Below are 24552 nucleotides of genomic sequence, written 5' to 3'. Positions count from 1 at the left end.
CTGGTCAGGGCGATTGTTCCGGCCGGCGGGGGAGCCTCATGGGAGGCGCAAGCGGGCGGCGCCCGCTGTGCCACCGACGGCCCACAGAACCCGTCCGGTCGGCGGTGCCCGGGGCCAGGTGTGGTTCGGAGAGAGCGGTTCCCCGCTGTCAGGCCTGGCGGGCGGAGGACGCGAGGCGATCGGCGAGCGCGACGACGAGGTCGCGCAGTTCATCGGGGCGCTCGATGACGAACGGCCGGTCGAGTGAGGCGAGTACCGGAGGCAACCAGTCAAGCCGCTCCGCCCGTAGCTCGACGCGCAGCCAGCGCTCGACCGCCTGGTCCTGGCCGGACCCGGGCTCGTGCTCCTCCAGGCTCGCGACGCTGGCGGGAAGGTGGGTGCGGATCTGCTCAACTGTCCCGTGGATCCGCAAGGTCACCTCATGCTGGTACGCAGCCGTGGCGAACCCTGACAGCACGCGCTGTGCCGGACCGGGGCCCACCGGCGCCTCGAAAGAGCCGGGCAGGGTCCGCACGTCTGCGAGGCGATCGAGCCGGAAGGTTCGGTCCTCGCCGATCCGGGCGTCCTTGCCCGTGACGTACCACCGGCCCGCATGGGCGACGATCCCGTACGCGTGCAGCGTGCGTTCGCTGCGCCGTCCGTCGCGGTCGGTGTAGCGGATCGAGACCGGTCGGCGGTGGCGCACCGCATCGGCCAGGGTGAGCAGGACTCCCGTGTCCGGGGTGCCGAACTCGCCCGGCTGGTCCGTGAAGGCGAGCGCCTCCAGGAGTGTGTCCAGCCGACGGGCGAGGTGCTGGGGCAGCACCCGCCGGATCTTCGCCGCTGCCGTCTCGTTCGCCGTGTGGTCCGTCGTCGTCAGCCCTGCCCGGCGGCCGGCGACCAGACCGAGCAACACGGCCAGCGCCTCGTCGTCGCTGAGCATGAGCGGCGGCAAGCGGTACCCGGGGGCGAGCCGGTACCCGCCGTAGCGGCCGCGCACCGATTCCACGGGCACGTCCAGGTCGATCAGGTGGTCCACGTACCGCCGCACGGTGCGCCCTTCGACGCCGAGCCGGTCAGCGAGTTCGGCCACCGTCCTGGTGCCGCCCGATTGCAGCAGCTCCAGGAGTGTCAGCACGCGGCCAGTGGGGCGAGGCATGCGCACAACTTAACGCGAATACAGGACCGATTCTGTCCACTATTTCTCCTAGCCTGCGACGTGCACGCCCTCCAGCACAGCCGAGGAGATCCCATGGACTTCGTCTCGATCCGCATCATCACCAGCGACGTAGCGCGCCTCGTCGAGTTCTACGAGCGAGCTACGGGGGCGCGGGCGACGTGGGCCACCGAAGACTTCGCCGAACTCAACACCGCGAGCGCAACCCTCGCGATCGCCAGCACCCGCACCGTCCCGCTGTTCGCCCCGGGCTCTGCCCGCCCGGCGGACAACCACAGCGTGATCACCGAGTTCCTCGTCGACGACGTGGACCGCGTTCACCAGAACCTGACCGGCTTCGTCACCGACTTCGTCAACGAACCCACCACGATGCCCTGGGGCAACCGGTCGCTGCTGTTCCGCGACCCCGACGGCAACCTCGTCAACTTCTTCACCCCCGTCACCCGGGAGGCCATCGAGAAGTTCACACCTCACCGCGCTCCTTCGGCCGGGCGTCCACGATGCGCTTGATCTTCCCGACCGAGCGCTCCAGGGTCTCCGGGTCGACGATCTCCACGGCGACCGAGACGCCGATGCCGTCCTTGACGCCCCGTGCGATCAGCCCGACGGCCGTGGTGCGCTCCTCGGGGATGGCGTCGGGGCGGGCCTCGGCGCGGACGGTGAGGTGGTCCATCCGGCCCTCGCGGGTCAGCCTCAGCTGGAAGTGCGGGGCGACACCCGGCGTACGGAGCACGATCTCCTCGATCTGTGCGGGGAAGAGATTGACCCCGCGCAGGATGATCATGTCGTCGCTGCGCCCGGTGATCTTCTCCATCCGGCGGAAGGCGGGGCGCGCGGTGCCGGGCAGCAGCCGGGTCAGATCGCGGGTGCGGTAGCGGATGACCGGCATCGCCTCCTTGGTGAGCGAGGTGAAGATGAGTTCGCCGTGCTCGCCGTCGGGCAGGACCTCCCCGGTGAGCGGGTCGACCACCTCGGGGTAGAAGTGGTCCTCCCAGATGTGTAGCCCGTCCTTGGTCTCCACGCACTCCTGGGCGACGCCGGGCCCCATCACCTCCGACAGGCCGTATATGTCGACGGCGTCGATGGCGAACCGCTCCTCGATCTCGCGGCGCATCTCCTGCGTCCAGGGCTCGGCGCCGAACACCCCCACCCGCAGCGAGGTGCTGCGGGGGTCGATGCCCTGCCGCTCGAACTCGTCCAGCAAGGTGAGCATGTACGACGGGGTGACCATGATGATCTCGGGGCGGAAGTCCTGGATGATCTGCACCTGCCGGGCGGTCATCCCGCCGGACGCCGGGACGACCGTGCAGCCGAGCCGCTCCGCGCCGTAGTGCGCGCCCAGGCCGCCGGTGAACAGCCCGTAGCCGTAGGCGATATGGACGAGGTGGCCGGGGCGGGCACCGGCCGCGCGGAGCGAGCGGGCCACCACATCCGCCCAGTGGGAGAGGTCGCGCTCGGTGTAGCCGACGACCGTGGGCCGGCCGGTGGTGCCGCTGGAGGCGTGAATCCGGCGCACCTGCCCCCGTGGGACGGCGAACATCCCGAAGGGGTACTGGGCGCGCAGATCGTCCTTGACGGTGAACGGGAACCGGGCGAGGTCTCCCAGCGAGCGGCAGTCCTCAGGGCGCACTCCGGCCCGGTCGAAGGACTCCCGGTAGAAGGGCACCCGCGCATAGGCATACTCCAACGAGGCGCGCAGTCGGGTCAGTTGCCGCTCCCGCAGCTCCTGTTCCGAGAGCCGTTCCGCCTCGTCGAACGCCGCACCGTGCGTGGCCCCGCCCGTCACCGCTTCCGGCATGGAGTGTCACCGCCTCGTCTCCCTACCGATCATTCGGTAGCTGCATGCTGGACCAAGTAATCAGCGCGCGGCGAACACGTCAAGGGGCGTGACGCAGACGGCCCAGGGGTAGCGTCCTGCGCATGAGCGAGCTCCGGAAGGTGCAGGTCGGTGACGTCCAACTGGCATACCGGGAGTGGGGCGAGCCGACGGCGCCCCCGGCGGTGCTGCTGCACTGCCTCGGGGAGGACGGTGAGGACTGGCGGGGCGTGGTCGGCCGGCTGGCCGGCACCCACCGGGTCCTCGCCCTCGACCAGCGCGGCCACGGACACAGCGACCGGCCGGGGGAGTACGGCTTCGCACGCTGGCGGGACGATGTCCTCGGCTTCCTCCAGGCGCTCGGCCTGGAGCGGGTGACCCTCATCGGGCACGCGCTGGGCGCCACCGCCGCCGTGCTGGTGGCCGCCGAACGCCCCGGCCTGGTGGACCGCCTGATCCTGGAGGAGGCGGCCCCACCGCTGCCGGCCGAGCCGCAGGAGGGCCCGCAGCCGTTCGACCCGGACGCCACCCCGGCCGCCGCCGGGCACCACACCCCCGATCCCCGGTGGTGGGATGCCCTGCCGAGGATCACCGCGCCCACCCTCGTCATCGCCGGCGGCCCGACCAGTCCGGTGCCCCAGGAGCAGCTCGCCGCCCTGGCCGAGCGGATCCCCGACGCCCGGATGGTGACCGTCGAGGGCGCCGGCCACCTCGTCCACGAGGAGCGCCCCGGCGAGTTCCTCGCTGCGGTCACCTCGTTCCTCGCGCCCCGTTCGTAGTCGGAGGCGTTGCCGCGGGGCCCCTGCGCGCGGACGTCTTTTAGGCTCGCCGTCGTACGCCCACGGGGCGTACGACGGGGTGACGTCCGTACGGGCGGGCCCTGGGGTTCTTGGGTTCGAGAAAGGCCGACCGTGCAGCTGACCCTCCCGATGCGCCGCGCACTGACCGCCGGCGTCGCCGCCACCGTGCTGTTCACCGGGGCAGGCAGCGCCCTGGCGGCGCCGGCCGCGTCCCCGGCGCCGGGCGCCTCGTCCGCGTCGGCCGTGGCGTCGGCGTCGGGCGCCTCGTCCGCGTCCCCGGCGTCGGTCGCCGCCCCCGCGCATGCCCCCTGGTCCGGACCGCTCCGCCCGCTGGTCACCCTGTCCGCCGAGCGGCTGGCCACCGCCGACCTGGTGGCCGCGGCGAAGTGGGGCACCGACAGCCCGATCGACGACCCGGCCCGGGAGCGGCAGGTGCTCGATGCGGTGGCGGAGCAGGCCCGTCAGGTGGGGGCCGACCCGGCGGCGACGGTGCGGATCTTCCGGGACCAGATCGAGGCCAACAAGGTCGTGCAGCGCGGCCTGCACCGCCGGTGGACCGCGGATCCCGACACGGCCCCGACCGCGCGCCCCGACCTGGGCGAGGTGCGCAAGGAGATCAACCGCATCAACACCGCGCTGGTACGCGCCGTCGCCGACTCCGCGGGCGCCCGCTCCGCGCCGTCCTGCCGGCCGCTGCTGGTCGCCGCCGAGGCCCGGGTGCGCCACGAACGACACCTGGACGCTTTGCACTCCCTCGCCCTGGCCCGCTCGCTGCGCTCGGCCTGCGCCACCGGGTGAGCCCGGGCGGGCCCGTCACATCCGGCGTTCTGTCGCCAGCTCGCACGCTTGCACCTCTCAAGGAGGAGTGATGTTCGACCTCATCGTCATCGCGCACGTTCCCCGGACCGAGGACATCACTCCGGTCGCTGACGCCCTGGCCCGCATGCGCCCGCTGTGCCTTGCTGAGGACGGCTGCGTCAGTTGGGAGGCGTACCACTCGCACGAGGATCCGGCCCGGTTCGTCCTGGTCGAGCGCTGGGCGACGCGGGACCACTGGGAGGCCCACGATGCCGGCGAGGCCATCCAGAAGATCTACTTGCCTGAGATCATGCCGCGCATCGAGCGTGAGGTGCACCCGAGCGCTCCGGTACGGCTCTGACGCTGGGCAGGCCCCTCGCGCCGGGCCCGCCGCGTCCGGGCGTTCCGGCTGAGCCCGGGTGCCCTCGTCGTGCCGGCCCCGTCCCGCCCGGCGTTCCGACTGAGTGCCGGGTGGACGTCCGGCCCGGCGTTCCGACTGAGTCCCGGGCGGGACGTCACGCCCGGCGTTCGCCCGCCGCCACCGCCCTGGCCCAGCGGTAGTCCGCCTTGCCGCTGGGCGAGCGCTGGATGCGGTCGGTGAAGACCACCGCGCGGGGGATCTTGTAGCCGGCCAGTCGGGACCGGCAGTGGCGCTGTATCCCCGCCAGGTCCAACGGGGCCGATCCGGAGCGCAGTTGGACCACCGCCGCCACCCGGCTGCCCCAGCGCGGGTCCGGTACGCCCGCCACCAGCGCGTCGTACACGTCCGGATGCGCCTTCAGCGCCTGTTCGACCTCCTCCGGATAGACCTTCTCGCCCCCGGAGTTGATGCACTGCGAGCCCCGCCCGAGGACGGTGACGATGCCTTCCCCGTCGACGGTGGCCATGTCCCCCAGCAGCACCCACCGCTCGCCGCCCGCCTCGAAGAAGGTCTCGGCGGTCTTGGCCGGGTCGTTGTAGTAGCCCAGCGGGACGTGCCCGCACTGCGCGAGGCGGCCCACCTCGCCGGCCGGCACCGGTGTGCGGGTCGCCGGATCCACCACCGCGGTACGGGAGTTGACCCGCAGCCGGAACCCCTTGCCGGGGCCTGAATCGTCGGTGGCGGTGCCGTTGAAGCCGGACTCCGAGGAGCCGAAGTTGTTGAGCAGCAGGGCGCCCGGGACCAGCGCGGCGAACTGGGCGCGGACGGTCTCGGAGAGGATCGCGCCGGAGCTGCTGACGCTGAGCAGCGAGGAGTGGTCGATGTCCTTCAGTGGGCCGGCGAGCGCGTCGACCAGCGGTCGCAGCATCGCGTCCCCGACCAGGGACACGCTGGTGACCCGCTCCCGTTCGACGGTCCGCAGCACCTCCTCGGGCACGTACTTGCGGTGCAGGACGACCTTCTGCCCGAAGTGGAAGGCGATGAAGGCGGTGAGCGTGGAGGTGCCGTGCATCAGCGGGGGAGTGGGGAAGAAGACCAGGCCGGCGCCGCCCGCCGCCACCCGCTCGGCCAGTTCCTCCGGGCGGGTGACCGGCTCGCCGGTCGGCGCCCCGCCGCCCATCCCGGAGAAGAACAGGTCCTCGTGGCGCCACATCACGCCCTTGGGCATTCCGGTGGTGCCGCCGGTGTAGATGACGAGCTGGTCGTCGGCCGAGCGCGGGCCGAAGCCGCGGTCGGGCGAGCCGGCGGCCTCCGCGTCCGCCAGCGCGACCGGTGTCAGGCTCGGCTCGGGGGCGCCGGGCGGCGGGGTGCCGACCCGTACCAGGTGCCGTAACGAGGGAGCCTGGGGCAGGGTGGCGGCCACCCGGCCGGTGAACTCCGCGTCGAAGACCAGCGCCGCCAGATCCGCGTCCCGGTAGAGGTAGGCCAACTCCTCCTCGACGTAACGGTAGTTGACGTTCACCGGTACGGCGCGGATCTTCAGGCAGGCGTAGACGGCCTGGAGGTAAGGGACGCCGTTGTACAGGTGCAGGCCGACGTGGTCGCCCGGGCCGATGCCGTGCTCGTCGAGGTGGTGGGCCAGCCGGTTGGCGGCGCGGTCCAGCTCCGCGTACGTCAGCCGCCGCTCCGCGCCGGTGCCCGGATGGTCGAGGTACACCAGCGCCTCGCGGTCGGGGACCGTATCGACGATCGACTCGAAGAGGTCGGCCAGGTTGTACTCCACGTCTCCTCCAGAGCGGGCGGACGCCGGATCGGTCCGGTCGGCGGACCGGGCCCGGCGGTCATTAGAGCGCCGCCGGGAGGAGCAGGGAAGGGCTCCGGGCCAAGAAATCTGACTGTGTGTCAGAAAAGCCTTGAACTCGCCGTGCGCCTACTGCAACCTGTTCTCGTTCGGGGGACCGCGAACGGAAGGGGTGGGGGACGGCATGGCCGGTACGGAACATCTCACCGTGGAACGCAGGGGCGCCACCCTGGTGCTCACCCTCAACCGGCCGGAGGCGAAGAACGCCCTGTCCCTGCCGATGCTGGTGGGCCTGTACGACGGCTGGATCGCCGCCGACCAGGACGACGAGGTGCGCTCCATCGTCCTGACCGGAGCCGGCGGCACCTTCTGCGCCGGCATGGACCTCAAGGCCCTGGCCGGCGACGGACTGGCCGATGACGGCCACCGCGACCGGCTGCGCGCCGACCCGGACCTGCACTGGAAAGCGATGCTCCGCCACCACCGCCCCCGCAAACCGGTGATCGCCGCCGTCGAGGGCCACTGCGTCGCCGGCGGCACCGAGATCCTCCAGGGCACCGATATCCGGGTCGCCGGCGAGAGCGCCACCTTCGGGCTCTTCGAGGTACGGCGCGGACTGTTCCCCCTCGGCGGCTCCACCGTCCGGCTACCCCGCCAGATCCCCCGCACCCACGCCCTGGAGATGCTGCTCACCGGCCGGCCCTACCCGGCCCCCGAAGCCGCCCGGATCGGCCTGATCGGCCAGGTCGTGCCCGACGGGAGCGCGCTGGAGAGGGCCCTGGAGATCGCCGAACGGATCAACGCCTGCGGGCCGCTGGCCGTCGAGGCCGTCAAGGCGTCCGTCTACGAGACCGCCGAGCTGACCGAGGCCGACGGACTCCGGGCCGAACTCGCCCGCGGCTGGCCCCTCTTCGACACCGCCGACGCCAAAGAGGGCGCCCGGGCCTTCACGGAGAAGCGTCCACCCGTCTACCGGCGCGCCTGACCCCCAGGAGTCCCCATGTCAGAGGTCCTCACGGCGCCCCTCGTCGTGGAATTCCCCTTCACCCGCTCGCTCGGCCCCGTCCAGAGCGCCTTCCTCACCGGACTGCGCGAACGCACCGTCCTCGGCGTACGGGCGACCGACGGCCGGATCGTCGTACCGCCCACCGAGTACGACCCGGTGACCTCCGAGGAGCTCCGCGACCTGGTCGAGGTCTCCGCCGGCGGCACCGTCACCACCTGGGCCTGGAACCCGGCCCCGCGCCGCGGCCAGCCGCTGGCCACCCCCTTCGCCTGGGTCCTGGTCCGGCTCGACGGCGCCGACACCGCGCTGCTGCACGCCCTCGACGCGCCCGGCCCCGACGCCGTCCGCACCGGGATGCGGGTCCGGATCCGCTGGGCCGCCGCACGCACCGGCGCGATCACCGACATCGCCTGCTTCGAACCGTCCACGGACGCCCCGGCAGACGTCCAACCCGCCCCGCACCCGGGAGAGTTCGCCGAACCCGTCACCGGCATCACCGCCGCCGCCCGGCTCGACTACACCTACGCCCCGGGCCGCGCCCAGACCCGCTACCTCCAGGCGCTGGCCGAGCACCGGACCATCGGCGAACGCTGCCCCGCCTGCCGCAAGGTCTACGTCCCGCCCCGCGGCGCCTGCCCCACCTGCGGCGTCGCCACCGACACCCAGGTCGAGGTGGGCCCCCGCGGGACCGTCACCACCTTCTGCATCGTCAACATCAAAGCCAAGAACCTCGACATCGAGGTCCCCTACGTCTACGCCCACATCGCCCTGGACGGCGCCGACCTGGCGCTGCACGCCCGGATCGGCGGCATCCCCTACGACCAGGTCCGGATGGGCCTGCGGGTGGAACCCGTCTGGACCGACGGCGGACGCTACCCCGACCACTACCGCCCCACCGGCGAACCGGACGCCGCCTACGACAGCTACAAGGAGCTGATCTGATGAGCGCGCCGCCCCGCGAGGTCGCCGTGGTCGCCTTCGCCCAGAGCCGGCACGTCCGCGACAGCGCCGCGACCTCCGAGGTCGAGATGCTGATGCCGGTCCTGCACGCCGTGCTCGCCCAGACCGGTTTGACCGCCGGCGAGATCGGCTTCACCTGCTCCGGCTCCTCCGACTACCTCGCCGGCCGGGCCTTCTCCTTCACCATGGCCCTGGACGGCGTCGGTGCCTGGCCCCCGATCTCCGAGTCGCACGTCGAGATGGACGGGGCCTGGGCGCTCTACGAGGCCTGGGTCAAGCTCCTCACCGGAGAGGCCGACACCGCCCTGGTCTACGCCTACGGCAAGTCGTCGCCCGGCGACCTCCCCGAGGTCCTCACCCGCCAGCTCGACCCGTACTACGTCGCCCCGCTCTGGCCCGACTCGGTGGCGCTGGCCGCCCTCCAGGCCCGTGCGCTGATCGACGCGGAGCTGACCGACGGGCGGGAGCTGACCACGATCGCCGCCCGCAGCCGCGCCGCCGCCGGGGACAACCCGCACGCCCAGCTGCGCGGTGCGGTCCCCACCGGCGCGCCGCTGGTCGCCCCGCTGCACGCCGGCCACTGCCCGCCCCTCGGCGACGGCGCCGCCGCGGTCGTCCTCGCCGCCGGCGACACCGCCCGCCGGCTGACCGACCGCCCCGCCTGGATCCGCGGCCTGGACCACCGCATCGAGGCACACGGCCTGGGCGTCCGCGACCTCACCGACTCCCCGTCCACCCGGCTCGCCGCCGAACGCGCCGGCTACTTCGCCCGCCCGGTGGACACCGCCGAACTGCACGCCCCGTTCGCCTCCCAGGAAGTCGTACTGCGCCGCGCCCTGCGGCTCGACGGGCCGGACGCCGCGGACGTGGCGATCAACCCCTCCGGCGGCGCCCTGGCCGCCAACCCCGTCATGGCCACCGGACTGATCCGGATCGGCGAGGCCGCCGCCCGCATCCAGCGCGGCGCGTCCGACCGGGCCCTGGCACACGCCACCTCGGGGCCGTGCCTCCAGCAGAACCTGGTCGCCGTTCTGGAAGGGGAGACCCGATGAGTGAGGCGAGCAAGGAGCCGGTGGCCGTCGTCGGCATCGGCCAGACCAAGCACGTCGCCGCCCGCCGCGACGTCTCGATCGCCGGACTCGTCCGGGAGGCCGCCCGACGGGCCCTGGACGACGCCGAGTTGACCTGGTCCGACGTCGACGCCGTGGTGATCGGCAAGGCGCCCGACTTCTTCGAGGGCGTGATGATGCCCGAGCTCTACCTCGCCGACGCCCTCGGGGCCGTCGGCAAACCCATGCTGCGGGTGCACACCGCCGGATCCGTCGGCGGCTCCACCGCCTTGGTCGCCACCAACCTCGTCGCCGCCCGGGTCCACCGCACCGTGCTCACCCTCGCCTTCGAGAAACAGTCCGAGTCCAACGCGATGTGGGGCCTGTCCCTGCCGATCCCCTTCCAGCAGCCGTTGCTCGCCGGCGCCGGCGGCTTCTTCGCCCCGCACGTCCGGGCGTACATCCGCCGCACCGGCGCCCCCGCCACCACCGGCTCCCTGGTCGCCTACAAGGACCGCCGCAACGCCCTGAAGAACCCCTACGCCCACCTCCACGAGCAGGACCTCACCCTGGAGAAGGTCCAGGCCTCGCCGATGCTCTGGGACCCGATCCGGTACTCCGAGACCTGCCCCTCCTCGGACGGTGCCTGCGCCATGGTCCTCACCGACCGCGCCGGAGCCGCTCGCGCACCCCATCCGGCGGCCTGGGTGCACGGCGGGGCGATGCGCAGCGAACCCACCCTCTTCGCCGGCAAGGACTTCGTCTCCCCGCAGGCCGGCAAGGACTGCGCCGCGGACGTCTACCGGCAGGCCGGGATCACCGACCCGCGCCGGCAGATCGACGCGGTGGAGATGTACGTCCCGTTCAGCTGGTACGAGCCGATGTGGCTGGAGAACCTGGGCTTCGCCGAGGAGGGCGCGGGCTGGCGGCTCACCGAGTCCGGCGTCACCGCGCTCGACGGCGACCTCCCGGTCAACCCCTCCGGCGGGGTCCTCTCCACCAACCCCATCGGCGCCTCCGGCATGATCCGCTTCGCCGAGGCGGCGCTCCAGGTCCGCGGCCGGGCCGGCGAGCACCAAGTCGAGGGCGCCCGCCGGGCGTTGGGGCACGCCTACGGGGGCGGCGCCCAGTTCTTCTCGATGTGGCTGGTGGGCGCCGACTGCCCGGCGGCCTGAACTGGCGCTCTGACCGGACCGGCGGCCTGACGCCGGGGCGCCGACCGGGCCGGCGGCCTGACGCCGGGGCGCCCCTTCCGGAGTCCTGGCACCGGGGAGCTCTGCCCGGCGTGCCCGCGACTCCGTTGCCGGCGTGCCCGCAACTCCGTTTCCCACCAGGGCGCTCCGGCACTGCCCACCGCCTCGCCACGTCCCCTGTCCGTCCCCGGACGCAGTGGCTAGGCTGATCGCGGAGGACGAACCGGAACCGGGAGGAGCGGGAGACGTGGCCGAGAGCATCACCGAGCAGCGACTCATGGGCGGGCCCAGGCCCGATCTCGATCTGACGCAGGCCGAGTGGCAGTCGAGCACCCAGGGCGTGGGCGGTGTCCAAGTCGCCTTCGTCGAGGGCTATATCGCCATGCGCAACCGCCGCAGCCCGGAGATCCCGGCAGTGATCTTCTCCCCGGCCGAATGGCGTGCCTTCGTCCTCGACGCGCGGGAGGGCGCCTTCGACCTCACCTAGGCGGTCCGTCCGGGTTGCGCGGGCTGTTGGGTGCCGGGTGCCGGGCGCCGGTTCGCCTTCGCGGCGGCCGGCGCGGTCCGGCTCGCGGCCCTCGCCCTCGCCCTCGTCGGGCCGGTGGCCGGACCGGGCACCGGCCGGCACCGGCCGGCGCCGCCGCGGGCCCGTCAGGTGAGCACCACACACCCGCGCGCCCGCAACGCCCGCACCGGCTCCGCCCCGTCGTCGACGGAGTTCCAGCGCAGGTCCAGCTTCTCCAGCGACGGCAGCCGCGCGATCCACGGCGGCAGCCGTCCGATCCGGTTGCCGCGCAGGTCGAGCCGGCGGAGCAGCGGCAGCGCGGCCAGCGCCTCGGGGACCCGCGGCAGCGCGTTGTCCCGCAGCTCCAGCAGCCGTAGCTCCCGCAGCGCCGCCACGCTCCCCGGCAGCTCGGCCAGCGCATTGCCGCCCAGCCACAGCTCCCGGAGCCGGTCGAGCCCGCCCAAGGAGTCCGGGAGCTGGGTCAACTCCGCCTTCTGGACGCGCAGTTCGACCAGGCCGGTCATCGAGTCGACGGCGGCCGGCAGCCGTCGGAGCGGATTCTCCCCGAGGTTGAGGTAGCCGAGGCGGGTCAGCGCCCCGAGGGTGTCCGGCAGCCCCGTCAGCCGGTTGTCGTGCAGATAGAGGTAGCGGGTCAGGCCGGTGAGGTCGCCGAGCGCGTCCGGCACCGCGGTCAGCGCGTTGTGCCCGAGGTCCAGGGTGTGCAGCGCCCGCAGCCGGCCCAACTCCGCCGGCACCGCGGCCAGCTGGTTGTCGGCCAGGATCAGCACCTCCCAGTCCGTCCGCCGCCAGGCCTCGGCCGGCACCGAACGCAGGTCCGCCTTCCAGAGGGTGAGGGTGCGGGGTGGTGCGGACACGGGCGGTCTCCTTCTTTCGTACGGCTCACAGAACCGGGTTCCGGTGGTGCGGGCTACGGCCAGTCCAGCAGCTCCGGCAGCGGCGCACTCGCGCCCGCCCGGCGGCAGTCCAGCGGTCCTCGCGGTGCCCGCCCGGCCACCCAGGCCGTGAGGTCGGTGAGCCGGCCGCGGACGGTCGCCTCCGGCCCGGTCGTACCGCCGTACTCCCTGCGGAACTCCGCGTCCGTGGCCGCCAGGACGAGGCGCGCGGTGCGCGGGACCCGGGGCGCCAGGTGCTCCATCAGATGGCCGCACAGCTCCCGCGACCAGTCCTGCGGACCGGGGCCGAGCCGGGCGTCCGCCGTATGGATCTCCAACTCCCGCCACCAGGACAGCAGCGCGGTGAGCAGGGTGCCGTCGCGATAGCGCACCGGACGCGACCAGTCGGCCGGGCCGACCGCCGCCCAGGCCGCGGCCGCCTCGTCCAACGCCGCCGCCACCGCGTCCCCCAGCGCGCCCGCGGGGCGCCGCGCACCGGTCTCGATCCCCGCGGCCCGCTCCGGGCGCCCGCCGTCGTACAGCTCGACCAGCTCACCGCGCAGCGCCGTGCGGGCCTGCCGGGCCAGCGCCAGACCGATGCCCTCAAGGTGCGCCAGAACATGAGCCCGCGACCAGCCGGGCAGTGCGCTCGGCTCCCGTACCGCGGCCTCCGTCAGGTCGGGCAGCAGTGCGCGCAGCCGCTCCTGGCCCGCCCCGACCGCGGCGCGTACGGACCCGGCTGGCGGCGCGCCCGCCGGTGTCGCGCCCTGCGGCGTCGTCCCGTCCGTCGTCACGGCCACAGCAGCTCCTTCGTCCAGTGCGAGCCGGCCCGTCGGTAGACCAGCCGGGTGTGGTTGCGAGCCGCGTCGCCCTGCCAGAACTCCACCGACTCGGGGCGCACGGTGTGCAGCGTCCAGCCGGGCGCCACCAGGTCCGGCTGGACGGCGAGGCGGGCCGCCGACGCGGCCACCGCGGCGTCCCGTTCAGCCAGGTCGGCCAGCGGGCCGCTCTGCCGGCCGAGCAGCGCCTCGGCGCGGGCGCCGGCGCTCCGGGCGAGGAAGTCGGCGGCGGCGCGCTCCGCGCTCTCCCGCACCACCGGCCCGCGCACCCGCACCTGACGGGCGAGCGGCTGCCAGTAGAACGTCAGCGCGGCGTACGGGCGGGCCGCCAGCTCACGGCCCTTGGTGCTGTCGGCGTGTGCGGCGAACCGCCAGCCGTCCGCATCGACCTCCTTGAGGATCAGCGTCCGGGCCGACGGGTTCCCCTCGGCGTCCGCAGTCGAGACCGTCATGGCGTGTGGTTCGGGAACCTCCGCGCGGACCGCGCCGAGGAGCCAGTCGGTGAAGAGTGCGACCGGCTCCCCAGGAGTGTCCACCGGGTCGAACGTCGGCAACTCTCCTGTGAAGACCGGGAGTTCGCGCAGCAATTGCCGTAGGTCCGGCATGATCCCCCTCGCTCGCTCTAATGGTTGAGGGCGACGCTACCATTAGCGCTATGACCGCCACACGGCTCGCACTCGATCTCGCCGTCACCCTCCGCCACGACGGCCAGGGCGGTGTCACCGACGACCTCGCCGACACCGCCGGGCTCACCGCCTGGATCCGTGAACGGGCCGCGCTCCTGGACTGCGCCGCCGACCCGGTCACCCCCGACGAGGCGCTGCACACCGCCGTGCGGGAGCTGCGGGCCGCGGTCCGGGCGCTGTTCGCTCGCGCCGTCCGCCCCGGCGAGCCCAGCTCCGCCGACGCCCACCGGCTGCTTCCGGAAGAGGAGGCGGTCCGCCGGCTCAACGCCGCAGCGTCCCTGGTCCCCACCACACCGCGGCTCAGCTGGGCGCCGGACGCGCCGCCCGCCGTCCGGCTCAGCCCCGCCGGCTCCCCGCCGCCCGCCGACCGGATCCTCGCAGCGCTCGCCCGCGCCGCCATCGCCTTCCTCGACGGGCCCGAGCGCGCCCTGCTGCGCGCCTGCCCCGCCCCCCGCTGCGTGCGCTACTTCGTCAAGGAGCACGCCCGCCAGGCGTGGTGCAAGCCCTCCTGCGGCAACCGGGCGCGGGTGGCCCGGCACCACCAGCGGCAGCGGGAGGGCCGCCGGGACGGCAGCTAAGGTGTCGGGCATGACCGGCGAACGCGATCTCCAGGTCCTGCTGCGGGGGCTGCGGCCGGAGCTGCACGAGGGCACCTACGTCTTCACCTCCGTGTCCGGCGCGGTCCCCCCGGGCCTGGCCCCGGTCGTCACCGTCGCCGAACCCGAAGGCCTCACCCTCGTCCTCCGCCAGGAAGAGGCCGACCGCACCGGTCTGGCGTACGACTACCGCGCCGCCTGGATCACCCTGCGGGTGCACTCGGCCCTGGACGCCGTCGGCCTGACCGCCGCCCTGGCCACCGCGCTCGGCCGGGCCGGCCTCAGCTGCAACGTCGTCGCCGGCTTCCACCACGATCACCTCTTCGTGCCCCATGAGGCCGCCGAGGAGGCGCTGCGCGTCCTCCACGAGCTGTCCGAACAGGCCTGATACCGGGCACGCGGGGGAGCGCCGGCCGCCCCGCAAGCGGAGTGCTCCCCACCCCGACGTCCGCGCGGCGCGCCCGCCCGGGCCACGTACGATGGCGGCATGTCCTTCCTCCGCCGCCGTAGCGCAGCCACGCCCGCCGGTCCCGACTTCGACGTTCTCGCCATGGACCCGGGGGACTGGCCGGGCAACCTGGGAGCCGGGTTGCTGCCCGCGCCCGATGGCAGCTGCCAGGGCGTCTTCCTCCGCTACGACCTCTTCGGCGGCCGCGGGCCGGCGATGATCATCGGCAACCTGCCGGAAGGCTCCCCGGCCCGCGAGCTGGACGAGGGACAGGTGCCCTTCGAGGTGGCCCAGCTGCTGGCGGCGCTCGGCAACGACGAACCCGTCACGGTCGTCGAGAGCGAGGACACCCCCGTGATGCACGACGACAACCTGCTGATCGTCAAGCGCATCAAGTGCTCCGAGAGCCGGATCTCCTGCGCCCAGTTCGACCGCAGCGACGGCGTGCTGGTGACCATCGCCAGCTGGGACCGGCCGATCACCGACGACCTCTACGCCCTGCTCAAGCCGCTGCCGGCGGAGCTCTTCCAGCAGGGCTGACCGCCGGCCCGGACCGGCGGCGGACCGGCGCACCCCGGTGGACGCGGGGGGTCCGCCCCGCCCACCGAGGTGCCGTGCCCGCCCGGCGGTGTGGGATCTACTCGGGGTCTGAGCGGTGCACCTCCACGTCCGCCGCCCGCACATACCCCACGCGGTGCCCGAGCTGGATCTCGTAGTAGACGTCGTCGCCGCGCACCACCTCGTGCTCGGAGACGTCGAACGTCGGGGAGTAGAAGTACTCGCCCCGTACCCGGCCCCCGATCACGTAGCTCTGCCCGGCGGCCAGCTTGTACGGCAGCGGCGAGACCGCCTGGTAGGGCACGCCCTCGGGGTACGCGTCCCGCTCCGGGTAGGCGCGTCCGTAGACCGGGATCTGGGTCCGGCCCTCCTTGGGCGTGGCGACCAGCCCCCGGGCGTTGACCGCGGTCGGTGCGTCGGCCGGGTTACGGAACCACGCCCGCTGCCCCAGGTACCAGATCGCTGTCCAGTTGCCGGACCGGCCGGCCACCGCGAACCGCTGGCCCGTTGTGGCGCGGGCGCCGGTGTCGTTCACGCCCTGCGTCGAGTCGCTGCCGTCCTGGTGCAGTCCGATGTCCTTCACCAGCGGGGCGCTCTCGCTCGGCGCGGTGTACAGCCGGACCGCCCCGGAGCCGTGCGGCGCACAGGTGTCACCGGGCTTCTCGCAGCCGGTGTAGCGCGGCTTGTTGGCGCCGTAGTCCGGACGGATGGTCACCAGCCCGCCCTGGTGCCCCGGCGCGGCGTGGAACGGCTTGCCCAGCAGGGCGAAGTAGTGCGCCCAGTCCCAGTACGGCCCGGGGTCGGTGTGCATCCCGGCGATGGTGGACGTGGTCGTGCCCGGCACATTGTCGTGGCCCAGGATGTGCTGCCGGTCGAGCGGCACGTCGTACTTGCGGCTGAGGTACTTCACCAGGTGCGCCGACGCCCGGTACATCGCCTCGGTGTACCAGGCGTCCGGAGCGGCGAGGAAGCCCTCGTGCTCGATGCCGATCGAGTGCGCGTTGAGGTACCAGTTCCCCGCGTGCCAGGCGACGTCCTTGGTCGGCACATGCTGGGCGATCAGCCCGTCCGCGGAGCGGATCGTGTAGTGCCAGGACACGTACGTCGGGTCCTTGATCAGCTTCAGGGTGACGTCCCACGGCCCCTCGGTGTCGTGGATGACGATGCTGTTGATCTTCTGGTCCCTGGGCCGGTCCGCCTTGTCGTGGTTGCCGTAGTCGTTGTCGCCGAACTCCTCGTACGGCGCCGGCACCGACTCACAGGCCACGCTCCGGGGGCACTCCAACCGGCGCCGGGCGGCCCGTGCCGCCGGGTCGGACGGCGTGCCGAGACGTTTCTGCTGTCCGGCGTCGGGGGTCAGCCCCGGCGCGGCGGCCAGCGTGACCCGCTGCCCGGCATCGTTCGTACGGGCCTGGCCCTGGCGCATCACCGCGAACACCTCGTCCGCGAAGGCCTTGCCCCCGGACGCGCTGTCCTGGCCGCCGTAGCGCGCCACCGCCCCGTACCACCGCGCCGGGTCCCCGCTCGCCGGCAGGCCCAGCTTCCGCTGCGCGGCGGCCAGCAGCGCCGCCCCGCCCAGCACATTGGACGCCGGATCCGTGCGCAGCCGCTCGGCCCGCAGCCCGGTCAGCCGCGCCGCCGTCGCCAAGGTCCGCATCCGGGCCGGGAGTTCGGCCGGCAGCGTAGCCTGCTGCACCGCACCGGCCGGTACCCGCTTACGGGCGCGCGAGGAGTCCCCGCGGGCGTCCTCGTTGCCCTCGCTGAACTCCGGCGCCCCGGTCAGGGCCGTACGGGCATCGGTCAGGTGCATCGGGCCGTAGCCCCCGGACACACTGGGCGCGCCGGCGTGGCCATCCCAGCGGGACTCCAGGTAGGAGACGCCCAGCAACACACTGCGCGGCACATGGAAGCGGGCGGCGGCCTCGGTGAAGGCCTGCTGCAACCGGTCCGTCCGGGGCTGCCCGGCACTGGCCGACGGCGCCCCCGAGAGCGGCAGCAACAGCAGCGCCGCCGCGATCGCGGTGGTGGATCTGCGCAGGGCGGGTCGGTGGAATCTCTTCTCGTCTTCCGGGGCGGATCCTCGCAAAGCAACCTCCTCGTACCGGCCCGAACCGGGCGATGTGACGGTTGGTGCGCAAACGGCCGTGCGGAACGGGACCCGAGCGTAGATCCTTGGCCGGGCCCAGAGCCATACGTGTGCCGACGGTCCGTCAATCACCGTGCCGGGTCAGGATTCCGCATGTCAGGGCATCTCCAGAGGAGCTTTCCCGGAGCGGTGCCGGGCCTGCGGGGCGTCAGTGGAATGGACCAATGAACCGATCCCGGACCGGGCGTGTCCCGGAGACCGGGTGGGTGAGGCATCCCGACGGGCACAGGGGTGTGGGGTCCGGACGCACACATGGGTGAGCGGCGCATCCCCGTACCGGGTGCGCCGCTCACAGTCCCCCTCAGGAGTGCCCTCCAGGTAGGCACCCCCGCTCTCCGGTGGTCAGCGGGTGCCGACCGCCGCCCGTACCGCACGGCGCGCCATCTGGCAGTCGTCGTGCAGCCGGCGGAGCAGCAGCCGCTGCTCCTCGCCCGCAGCCGGCACACCGGGGTGCCCCGGGCCCGGTGCGCCCGTCGGCGCGGGCTCGCGCATGGTCCGTTGGACCGCGGTTTCGTAGCGCCGGATCTCACGGGTCAGGATCAGCATCAGGTTCACCAGGAAGGCGTCCCGCGAGGCCGGGCCCGCATTCTGGGCGAGCTGGCTGATCTGGCGGCGGGCCACCGGGGCGTCGCCGAGGACCGACCAGAGGGTCGCCAGGTCGTAGCCAGGCAGGTACCAGCCGGCGCTGTCCCAGTCCAGCAGCACCGGGCCGGCCGGGGAGAGCAGCACGTTGTTCAGCAGGGCGTCGCCGTGGCAGAACTGGCCCTGCGTATGCGACAGCCCGTGCAGCAGCTTCTGCAGGTCGCCCAGGTCACGGTCGGTCAGCAGCCCCAGGTCGTGGTAGCGGCCGATCCGGCCCAGGTAGTCCAGCGGGGTGTCGAACAGCCCGGCCGGCGGACGCCACAGGTTGAGCCGGCAGATCGCACCGAGCGCGGCCCGAACGTCCGCACGAGGGGGCGCCTCGGCGGGGTGCCGCGTCATCGCCGCCACCCGCCCGGGCATCCGCTCCACGATCAGCGTGCAGTTGTCGGGGTCGGCCGCCACCAGCCGCGGCACCCGAACCGGCGGACGGTGCCGGACGAATGCGCGGTATGCACTTATTTCCTGCCGGAAGCGTTCTGCCCACGCGGAGGAGTGGTCCAGTAAACACTTGGCGACCGCGGTCATCCGGCCCGTGGTGCCGACGAGGAGCACGGACTTCCCGCTGCGGCGCAGCACCTGGACCGGATTGAACTCCGGACAGATGCGGTGCACCGACGCGACCGCGGCGCGCAGCTGGGCGCCCTGGGGCCCGGACAGGTCCAGCCTCCCGCTGAGCGGTTGGGTGCCCGTCCCCTGCGTCCGCCGACCCCGTCCGCCGGCGAGACCCGGTACCGCCCCCGCGGATGGGGAGGGGGTGAGGTACGGCCCGTTGCCCGCCGGGTGGGGGCGGTACGGCCGGGTGGGGGCGGTCACGGCGGACGATGCTGCATACATGGGTGAGACAGATCCCTTCGTGCGCCGACGAGTTGCGTGCGCTCCCCGGCCTGGTGGAGAGAACCCGTGAACGGGCCTCGTGCAGAAGGCCGATCCAGGGTCCCTGTGAAGGGCGCGCACCCTGGGGAATGCGGTCCCGCCACCAGGCCGAGGGCGGCACATCTACAGAACACTCGGCTGCGGGTGGCAGACCATCTGGCGCACCCTGGCGAACCCTGGCGAATGGTCGCAGCGCACGTCACTGGCCGTTACTGTCAACTCAGTCGAGGAACCTGGGGGCTTGACGTGGACAGGCAGCCGAACACCCGTCTCGCGGACCTTTTCGGCCTGGCAGGCTGGTCCAAGGGAGAGCTCGCGAGACTGGTCAACCGGCAGGCGGCGGCCATGGGCCATCCGCAGCTGGCGACCGACACCTCGCGGGTGCGGCGCTGGATCGACATGGGGGAGACGCCCCGGGATCCGGTGCCCAAGGTTCTGGCCTCCCTGTTCACCGAGCGCCTCGGCCGTGTCGTAACCATCGAGGACCTCGGGTTCGCAAGAACCGGTCGCTCGGGGAAGCGGCAGGCCATGGACGGTCTGCCGTGGGCACCCGACCGGACCGCTGCGGTCCTCACGGAATTCACGGGAATGGACCTCATGCTCAACCGACGCGGCTTGGTGGGGGCGGGCGCAGCGCTCGCCGCGGGCTCCGCCCTCACCGGCGCCATGTACGACTGGCTGCACACCGATCCGGCCCCTGCCCGCACCCCACACCACCGTGCCCCGTTCGCCTCCGATTCCCTCGACGAACTCGACCAGATCGGCCTCGACCGCTATGAGGCGGCCCCCGTGGGGTCGCAGGAGATCGATGCGCTGGAGCGCTCGGTGGAGGTCTTCCGCGCCTGGGACGCGGCCCGCGGCGGCGGGCTGCAGCGCAAGGCCGTGGTCGGCCAACTCAACGAAGTGGGCGGCATGCTCGCCTACCACCACCCCGACCATCTGCAGCGGAGGCTGTGGGGGGTGGCCGCCAATCTGGCCGTGCTGGCCGGCTGGATGTCCCATGACGTGGGCCTGGAGCCCACCGCCCAGAAGTACTTCATCATCGCCGCCCATGCGGCCCGCGAGGGCGGCGACCGCCCGCGTGCCGGGGAGGCGCTGTCCCGCGCCGCCCGCCAGATGGTCCACCTGGGCCGCCCCGATGACGCGCTCGACCTGATGCAGCTCGCCAAGTCCGGCTCCGGCGAGGAGACCCTGCCGCGCACCCGCGCCATGCTGCACACCATCGAGGCCTGGGCGCAGGCCTCCAAGGGGAACGGCCAGGCCATGCGGCGCACCCTCGGCGAGGCCGAGGAGCTGTTCGTCTCCGACAAGAGCGACGTACCGCCGCCCTGCTGGATGCAGATGTTCGACGAGGCGGATCTGCACGGCATGCAGGCGCTGGCCTTCCGTACGCTCGCCGATCACGACCCCGCGGCCGCCAAGATCGCCCAGCAGCACGCCAGGAAGGCCCTGGAGCTCCGTGCGGGCGGCCGCCAGCGGTCGCAGATCTTCGACTACATCTCCATGGCGTCGGCCTGCTTCATCGGCGACGACCCCGAACAGGCCGACCGCTACGCCAGGCTCGCGCTGGTGTCCATCGGCGAGAACTCCTCCCACCGCACCTGGGACCGACTGCGCGAGATGTTCCGGCTGACCGGGCAGTACGCCAACTACGCCAAGATCCAGGACCTGCGCGAGGAGATCCAGCACGTCCTGCCGAAGGCGAAGCCCAAGGCCAAGGGGTCCGGACTCGGACCGGGGATCGGATCGGGAGTGGGCAAGAACTTCTCGGTCTGAAGCGCGACAGGGCCGCTCCGGCGCCGGATGCGCCGGGCCCTGCCGACCGGCCCCCAGGACGCACCCCGAGCCGTACCGGGGCGCCGCCGCACGCCCGTGGTCAGGCAGGCCTTCTGCGTTCCTGATCAAACGTCAGATGTCATCCGTCATAGGCAACTTCACCTCTCACCGCAGCCCTCCACCGCGATCACCGACGGGCCCGTACGGGACGGGCTCCGCCGGGGCGGACGGCGTCGGATCCGCCGGCCTGCCCCAGCCGCCGCGCGGTGCGTCAGTCGCCGACCCTGGCGACCAGCACACAGGCATCGTCCTCACGCTCGGCGCTGCCGAACTCCTCGACGACGATACGGACGCTGTCCTGGGCGCTCCGGGCCCCGGCGAACCGCGGCGCCAGGGACAGCAGCCGCTCGGCCCCTTCGTGTGCCGCGTCGGGGCCGTGCGAGCGGCGCGGCAGCAGGCCGTCGGTGTGCAGCACCAGCAGGTCGCCGGGCTCCAGTTGTTCGGTGTGCTGGGTGTAGGACGCACCCGAGGTCGCCCCGAGCAGCACGCCCTCGGGCGGGTCCAGCGCGCGCCCCGTGCCGCCGCGGAACAGCAGCGGTGCGGGGTGCCCGGCCTGGGCCCACTCCAGCGTCCGGGTCTCCGGGGCGAACCGGCCGCACACCGCGCTGCCGAGCGCCGGCTGGGCGGCGGTGTCCAGCAGCTGGTTGAGGAACGCCATCAGCGGCCCCGGCCGGTGACCGGCGACCGCCATTCCCCGGAGCGCACCGAGCACCATCGCCATCCCGGACGTGGCGGTGGCGCCATGACCGGTGAGGTCGCCGACGCTCAACAGCGTTGTGCCATCGGGGAGTTGGAGCGCGTCGTACCAGCCCCCGCCGATCAGGGCACTGGTGCCCGCCGGCAGGTAACGGCCGGCGAGGTCGAGGGCGACCGGACCGCCCTGCGGGAACCGCAGGGAGCCGCGCCACGGCGGTAGCACGGCCTCCTGCAGCTCGACCGCAAGCCGGTGCTCGGTCTGCGCGATCTGCCGCTCGCGGTGCAGCGAGTCACGGGTCTCGCGTACCGCCTGCTGGCTGCGGCGCAGCTCGCTGACGTCCCGCAGCACGGCCCACATACAGGCGGTGCCGCCGTCGGCGTCGAGCACCGGCTCGCCCACCATGTGCACCGTGCGCAGCGTGGCGTCCGGCCGCACGATGCGGAACTCGCCGTCGATCGGCCGGCCGTCCACCAGGCAGTCGGTGACCATGGCGGCCAGCCCTTCCTGGTCCTCGGGGTGGACCAGCGCCGGCAGCTCGTCGAGGGTGAGCGGACCCTCCGCGGGGGACCGCCCGAAGATCGCGAACAGCTCGTCGGACCAGCTGACCTCGTCCGTGAGCAGATTCCACTCGGCGCTGCCCACCCGGCGCAGCAGCGCGCCGCGCTGCGGGGGCTCGGGTTCCGCCGCGGTGGCCGGCGGGGCGTCCGCCGCGACCCCGTCGTCGTCACTCTCGGTAGGCAGGCCGGTTCTCAGCTGGTCGAGGTGGCCGTCGAGATCGTCGAGGTGGTGCACGGCGAGATCGCACAGCGCCCGCTGCCAGCGCAGCTGCGGGTCGGTGGCGAGGTCGGTGTCCACCGCGGACTCCCGGCGCACCGCGTCGAGGCCGCCGCGCAGGCGGCGCGCCTGCGTGATGAGGGCCTCGACGGTCTCGCGCTCGGGGGGCCGGTCTGCTGGATGGTCCGCGAAGAGAGGGGACGGCATGACGTACTCCGTGATCAGGCGGCGCCGGGCTGAGGGCCGGTAACGACTGTCGCACAGGCCGCGACCGTGCGTAAGGGATTTGGCACTACCCGATACGGTGGTGCATCTGGCATATGCCATTGGCCCTCCCCGGCATATCCGGGCCGGACCTGCGGAATTACGGGTTCCAGGCTAGGCTTCGGCCGCCGTACCGCAGGCGTTTCCGTCGATACCACCCGGTCAAGAGGGACACCGTGCATACGGCCCGCAACCACCGGCAAGAATGCCGGGCAGCGGAAATCCCGTTGCCAGCCTGCCCCCCGCACCGGATGCTGACCTCATGTTCGATCCAGACATAGCGCCCAGTGGCACCCTGCTCGGCCTCCTGCAGCGAGGCCGCGGCGACGGGACCCTGCATGCCCTCGCGGCGCCGCGGGCCGAGGCGCTCGCGGCACTCAACGACAGTGTGCTGCGCGACCCCCGACGCGACTGGCAGGTCGAGAACCGCTCGCTCTACTACGCGCGCCTCTACATGCAGCTCGACGGCGGGCTCGAAGAGATCGAACGCCACCTCTTCCACCCCGACGACCTCGTCGACACGGGGGAGGAGCGCACCGGTCTCGCGCTCGCCGTGCTCGGCCACCTCGCCGCCTACGGCAGGGACGCCGCACGGCTGCTGCTGCGCAGCTACGCCGCGGCCGGCAGCAACTGGCGCTGGGCCCTCGACGAGCTTGCGCTGCGTGACGACGACGCCGGGCTGCTCGGCCTCGCGCCCGCGGTCCTCGCCCGTTTCCCCGAGACCGAGCAGGGCGAAGCGGAGCTGGCGACCGCCGTGCGCGACGCCTTCGAACCCCGCCCCTGGCGGCTGTGGGCCGAGGACCCCCGCTACGGCCCCCGCCTGACCGCCGCCGGCGAACAGGGCTCCTTCGACCGCTGGCAGCGGCAGCTGCGGCCCCGCGGCCCGCGCCCCGGATGGAGTGTGACCGAGGTCCTGCAATGGGCCCAGCAGGGCCTGGACGGAGAACCCACCGAGCACCGCCACCTCGCCGCCGCCCGCTGCCTCGCCGCCGTGGTCGGCCCCGAGGACCGCCCGGAACTGCTGCGGGCCGCACGCAGCGGGCCGGACGCGGCGCGCGCCGCCGCACTCCACCACCTCGCCGAGCGCGGTGACCCGGACGCCCTCGACCTGATCGAGGCCGCCGCCACCTGCCCCCTCTCGTCCGAACCGCTGGTCTCCGCCGCGCTCGCCTCGTTCGAGCGGATGCGCAGCGTCGCCGCCGTCGAGCGGGCCCGCGGCTGGGCCCCGCGCGCCGACCGGTTGGGCGCGTCCGCGGCCGCGGTGCTGGCCCGCCGGGGCGCCCAGCGCGACGCGGAGCTGGTGCTGGCCGCGCTGCGCCGTACCGTCCGCGAGGAGGGCCCGGACGCGGCCGGCCTGTGGGAGCTGGTCACCGGCACCGGCCGCCTCGGCGTCGCCTGCGCCGCCCCCGTCCTGCGGCACATCTACCGGGAGACCTCCTCCTCCCACCTCCGCGGCCGGGCTGCCGCCGCGCTGGCCGCCACCGACCCCGGCTTCGCGGCCGGCTTCGCCGTCGAGTGCCTGTGGGACTGCGAGGAGACCACCCGCGAGCTGGCCGCCCTGCACGCCGCCACCGGCGACGACCGCGTCGTCGAACAGCTCCGCCGGCTCGCCACCGATCCGGCCGAGGAGGCCGACGTCCAGCTAGCGGTGCGCAGCCGGTTCGGGCCGGACGCGTCGGCGGTGTGAGGCCCGGAGGGGCGCATCGGTCCGAGGGCCGTGGAAGGGCAACGGCCTCATCGCCCACATCCGCGGACAACGGCGACACGGGTGCGGTCCGGGCCTCCGGCAGCACCGCGCGAACCCCACCGGCAAGCTGCTGTGCGCCCGCCGCCCCCGGGTCACCGTCAGCTTCGG

23 protein-coding genes are annotated in these 24552 nt (G+C 73.4%); 14 read left to right on the top strand and 9 right to left on the bottom strand.

Features of this window, described 5'->3' with window-relative positions; translation table 11 throughout:
- Positions 1-148: 148 nt before the first annotated feature.
- Positions 149-1138 (bottom strand): YafY family protein, encoded by a 990-nt coding sequence (locus tag AB0G84_RS07780; protein ID WP_361317056.1) that lies wholly within the window; start codon positions 1136-1138, stop codon positions 149-151.
- A 93-nt stretch (positions 1139-1231) separates the two neighbouring features.
- On the opposite strand from AB0G84_RS07780, the gene AB0G84_RS07775 reads away from it, so the two are divergent.
- Positions 1232-1666, top strand: coding sequence for a VOC family protein (locus AB0G84_RS07775; RefSeq protein WP_361317054.1), 435 nt, complete (start codon positions 1232-1234; stop codon positions 1664-1666).
- Here AB0G84_RS07775 and paaK read toward each other — a convergent pair.
- Positions 1620-2954 (bottom strand): phenylacetate--CoA ligase PaaK, encoded by a 1335-nt coding sequence (paaK, locus tag AB0G84_RS07770; RefSeq protein WP_361317051.1) that lies wholly within the window; start codon positions 2952-2954, stop codon positions 1620-1622. The two genes, AB0G84_RS07775 and paaK, sit on opposite strands and share 47 nt — an antisense overlap.
- A 122-nt stretch (positions 2955-3076) precedes the next feature.
- Here paaK and AB0G84_RS07765 point away from each other — a divergent pair, with 122 nt between their 5' ends.
- The 3 genes from AB0G84_RS07765 to AB0G84_RS07755 all read left to right on the top strand — a co-directional run bounded on the left by AB0G84_RS07765 (position 3077) and on the right by AB0G84_RS07755 (position 4931).
- Entirely contained in the window at positions 3077-3751 is a 675-nt protein-coding gene (locus AB0G84_RS07765; protein ID WP_361317048.1) for an alpha/beta hydrolase, read from the top strand.
- A 132-nt stretch (positions 3752-3883) separates the two neighbouring features.
- Positions 3884-4570, top strand: a complete 687-nt coding sequence (locus tag AB0G84_RS07760; protein WP_361317045.1) for a chorismate mutase — start codon at positions 3884-3886, stop codon at positions 4568-4570.
- A 70-nt stretch (positions 4571-4640) separates the two neighbouring features.
- Positions 4641-4931, top strand: a complete 291-nt coding sequence (locus tag AB0G84_RS07755) for an antibiotic biosynthesis monooxygenase (RefSeq protein ID WP_361317042.1) — start codon at positions 4641-4643, stop codon at positions 4929-4931.
- A 154-nt stretch (positions 4932-5085) separates the two neighbouring features.
- Here AB0G84_RS07755 and AB0G84_RS07750 read toward each other — a convergent pair whose 3' ends face one another.
- A complete protein-coding gene (locus tag AB0G84_RS07750) occupies positions 5086-6714 on the bottom strand; it encodes an acyl-CoA synthetase (RefSeq protein WP_361317039.1) in 1629 nt (542 codons plus the stop codon).
- Positions 6715-6916: 202 nt separating this feature from the next.
- Between AB0G84_RS07750 and AB0G84_RS07745 the strand changes: the two genes are divergently transcribed.
- The 5 genes from AB0G84_RS07745 to AB0G84_RS07725 all read left to right on the top strand — a co-directional run bounded on the left by AB0G84_RS07745 (position 6917) and on the right by AB0G84_RS07725 (position 11427).
- Positions 6917-7717 carry a crotonase/enoyl-CoA hydratase family protein gene (locus AB0G84_RS07745; RefSeq protein ID WP_361317036.1) on the top strand — a complete coding sequence of 267 codons (801 nt, stop codon included), beginning with the start codon at positions 6917-6919 and terminating at the stop codon, positions 7715-7717.
- A 15-nt stretch (positions 7718-7732) separates the two neighbouring features.
- A complete protein-coding gene (locus tag AB0G84_RS07740; protein WP_361317034.1) occupies positions 7733-8680 on the top strand; it encodes an OB-fold domain-containing protein in 948 nt (315 codons plus the stop codon).
- Positions 8680-9750, top strand: coding sequence for a thiolase domain-containing protein (locus tag AB0G84_RS07735; RefSeq protein WP_361317031.1), 1071 nt, complete (start codon positions 8680-8682; stop codon positions 9748-9750). Before AB0G84_RS07740 ends, AB0G84_RS07735 begins: the two co-directional genes overlap by 1 nt.
- Entirely contained in the window at positions 9747-10922 is a 1176-nt protein-coding gene (locus AB0G84_RS07730) for a thiolase domain-containing protein (protein WP_361317029.1), read from the top strand. The genes AB0G84_RS07735 and AB0G84_RS07730 overlap by 4 nt, the downstream gene beginning before the upstream one ends.
- 265 nt (positions 10923-11187) lie before the next feature.
- Positions 11188-11427, top strand: coding sequence for a DUF397 domain-containing protein (locus AB0G84_RS07725; RefSeq protein ID WP_361317026.1), 240 nt, complete (start codon positions 11188-11190; stop codon positions 11425-11427).
- A gap of 164 nt (positions 11428-11591) precedes the next feature.
- Here AB0G84_RS07725 and AB0G84_RS07720 read toward each other — a convergent pair whose 3' ends face one another.
- From AB0G84_RS07720 to AB0G84_RS07710, 3 genes are read right to left on the bottom strand one after another with little or no spacing between them, the layout of a single operon-like run.
- A complete protein-coding gene (locus tag AB0G84_RS07720) occupies positions 11592-12320 on the bottom strand; it encodes a leucine-rich repeat domain-containing protein (protein ID WP_361317024.1) in 729 nt (242 codons plus the stop codon).
- Between the two features lie 53 nt (positions 12321-12373).
- Positions 12374-13138, bottom strand: a complete 765-nt coding sequence (locus tag AB0G84_RS07715; RefSeq protein WP_361317021.1) for a maleylpyruvate isomerase family mycothiol-dependent enzyme — start codon at positions 13136-13138, stop codon at positions 12374-12376.
- Complete coding sequence (locus AB0G84_RS07710) at positions 13129-13782, bottom strand: pyridoxal 5'-phosphate synthase (protein ID WP_361317018.1); 654 nt, start codon at positions 13780-13782, stop codon at positions 13129-13131. The genes AB0G84_RS07715 and AB0G84_RS07710 overlap by 10 nt, the downstream gene beginning before the upstream one ends.
- A gap of 50 nt (positions 13783-13832) precedes the next feature.
- Between AB0G84_RS07710 and AB0G84_RS07705 the strand changes: the two genes are divergently transcribed.
- The 3 genes from AB0G84_RS07705 (at position 13833) to AB0G84_RS07695 (ending at position 15447) form a co-directional block, all read left to right on the top strand.
- On the top strand, positions 13833-14441 hold the full coding sequence (locus AB0G84_RS07705; protein WP_361317016.1) for an ABATE domain-containing protein: 609 nt from the start codon (positions 13833-13835) through the stop codon (positions 14439-14441).
- 10 nt (positions 14442-14451) lie between these two features.
- Positions 14452-14847 carry an ACT domain-containing protein gene (locus tag AB0G84_RS07700; RefSeq protein WP_361317014.1) on the top strand — a complete coding sequence of 132 codons (396 nt, stop codon included), beginning with the start codon at positions 14452-14454 and terminating at the stop codon, positions 14845-14847.
- 99 nt (positions 14848-14946) lie between these two features.
- The gene (locus AB0G84_RS07695; RefSeq protein WP_361317012.1) at positions 14947-15447 is read left to right on the top strand and encodes a hypothetical protein; all 501 of its coding nucleotides are present in this window, start codon (positions 14947-14949) and stop codon (positions 15445-15447) included.
- A 97-nt stretch (positions 15448-15544) separates the two neighbouring features.
- On the opposite strand, the gene AB0G84_RS07690 is transcribed toward AB0G84_RS07695, so the two are convergent.
- Positions 15545-17551: a peptidoglycan recognition family protein gene (locus tag AB0G84_RS07690; protein WP_361317009.1), complete on the bottom strand. Its 2007-nt coding sequence runs from the start codon at positions 17549-17551 to the stop codon at positions 15545-15547.
- A gap of 402 nt (positions 17552-17953) precedes the next feature.
- Positions 17954-19087 carry an aminoglycoside phosphotransferase family protein gene (locus tag AB0G84_RS07685; RefSeq protein ID WP_361317007.1) on the bottom strand — a complete coding sequence of 378 codons (1134 nt, stop codon included), beginning with the start codon at positions 19085-19087 and terminating at the stop codon, positions 17954-17956.
- Positions 19088-19372: 285 nt separating this feature from the next.
- On the opposite strand from AB0G84_RS07685, the gene AB0G84_RS07680 reads away from it, so the two are divergent.
- Positions 19373-20902, top strand: a complete 1530-nt coding sequence (locus AB0G84_RS07680; protein ID WP_361317004.1) for a hypothetical protein — start codon at positions 19373-19375, stop codon at positions 20900-20902.
- Positions 20903-21173: 271 nt separating this feature from the next.
- Here AB0G84_RS07680 and AB0G84_RS07675 read toward each other — a convergent pair whose 3' ends face one another.
- Positions 21174-22640 (bottom strand): SpoIIE family protein phosphatase, encoded by a 1467-nt coding sequence (locus tag AB0G84_RS07675; RefSeq protein ID WP_361317001.1) that lies wholly within the window; start codon positions 22638-22640, stop codon positions 21174-21176.
- A gap of 319 nt (positions 22641-22959) precedes the next feature.
- Here AB0G84_RS07675 and AB0G84_RS07670 point away from each other — a divergent pair, with 319 nt between their 5' ends.
- On the top strand, positions 22960-24384 hold the full coding sequence (locus AB0G84_RS07670; protein WP_361316998.1) for a HEAT repeat domain-containing protein: 1425 nt from the start codon (positions 22960-22962) through the stop codon (positions 24382-24384).
- The last annotated feature ends 168 nt before the right edge of the window (positions 24385-24552 follow it).

It is taken from the genome of Streptomyces sp. NPDC020742 (genome assembly GCF_040641675.1).
Classification (GTDB): Bacteria; Actinomycetota; Actinomycetes; order Streptomycetales; family Streptomycetaceae; genus Streptomyces.
Note: the sequence above shows the minus strand (reverse complement) of the source record. Positions and strands in the feature narration are given on the sequence as shown.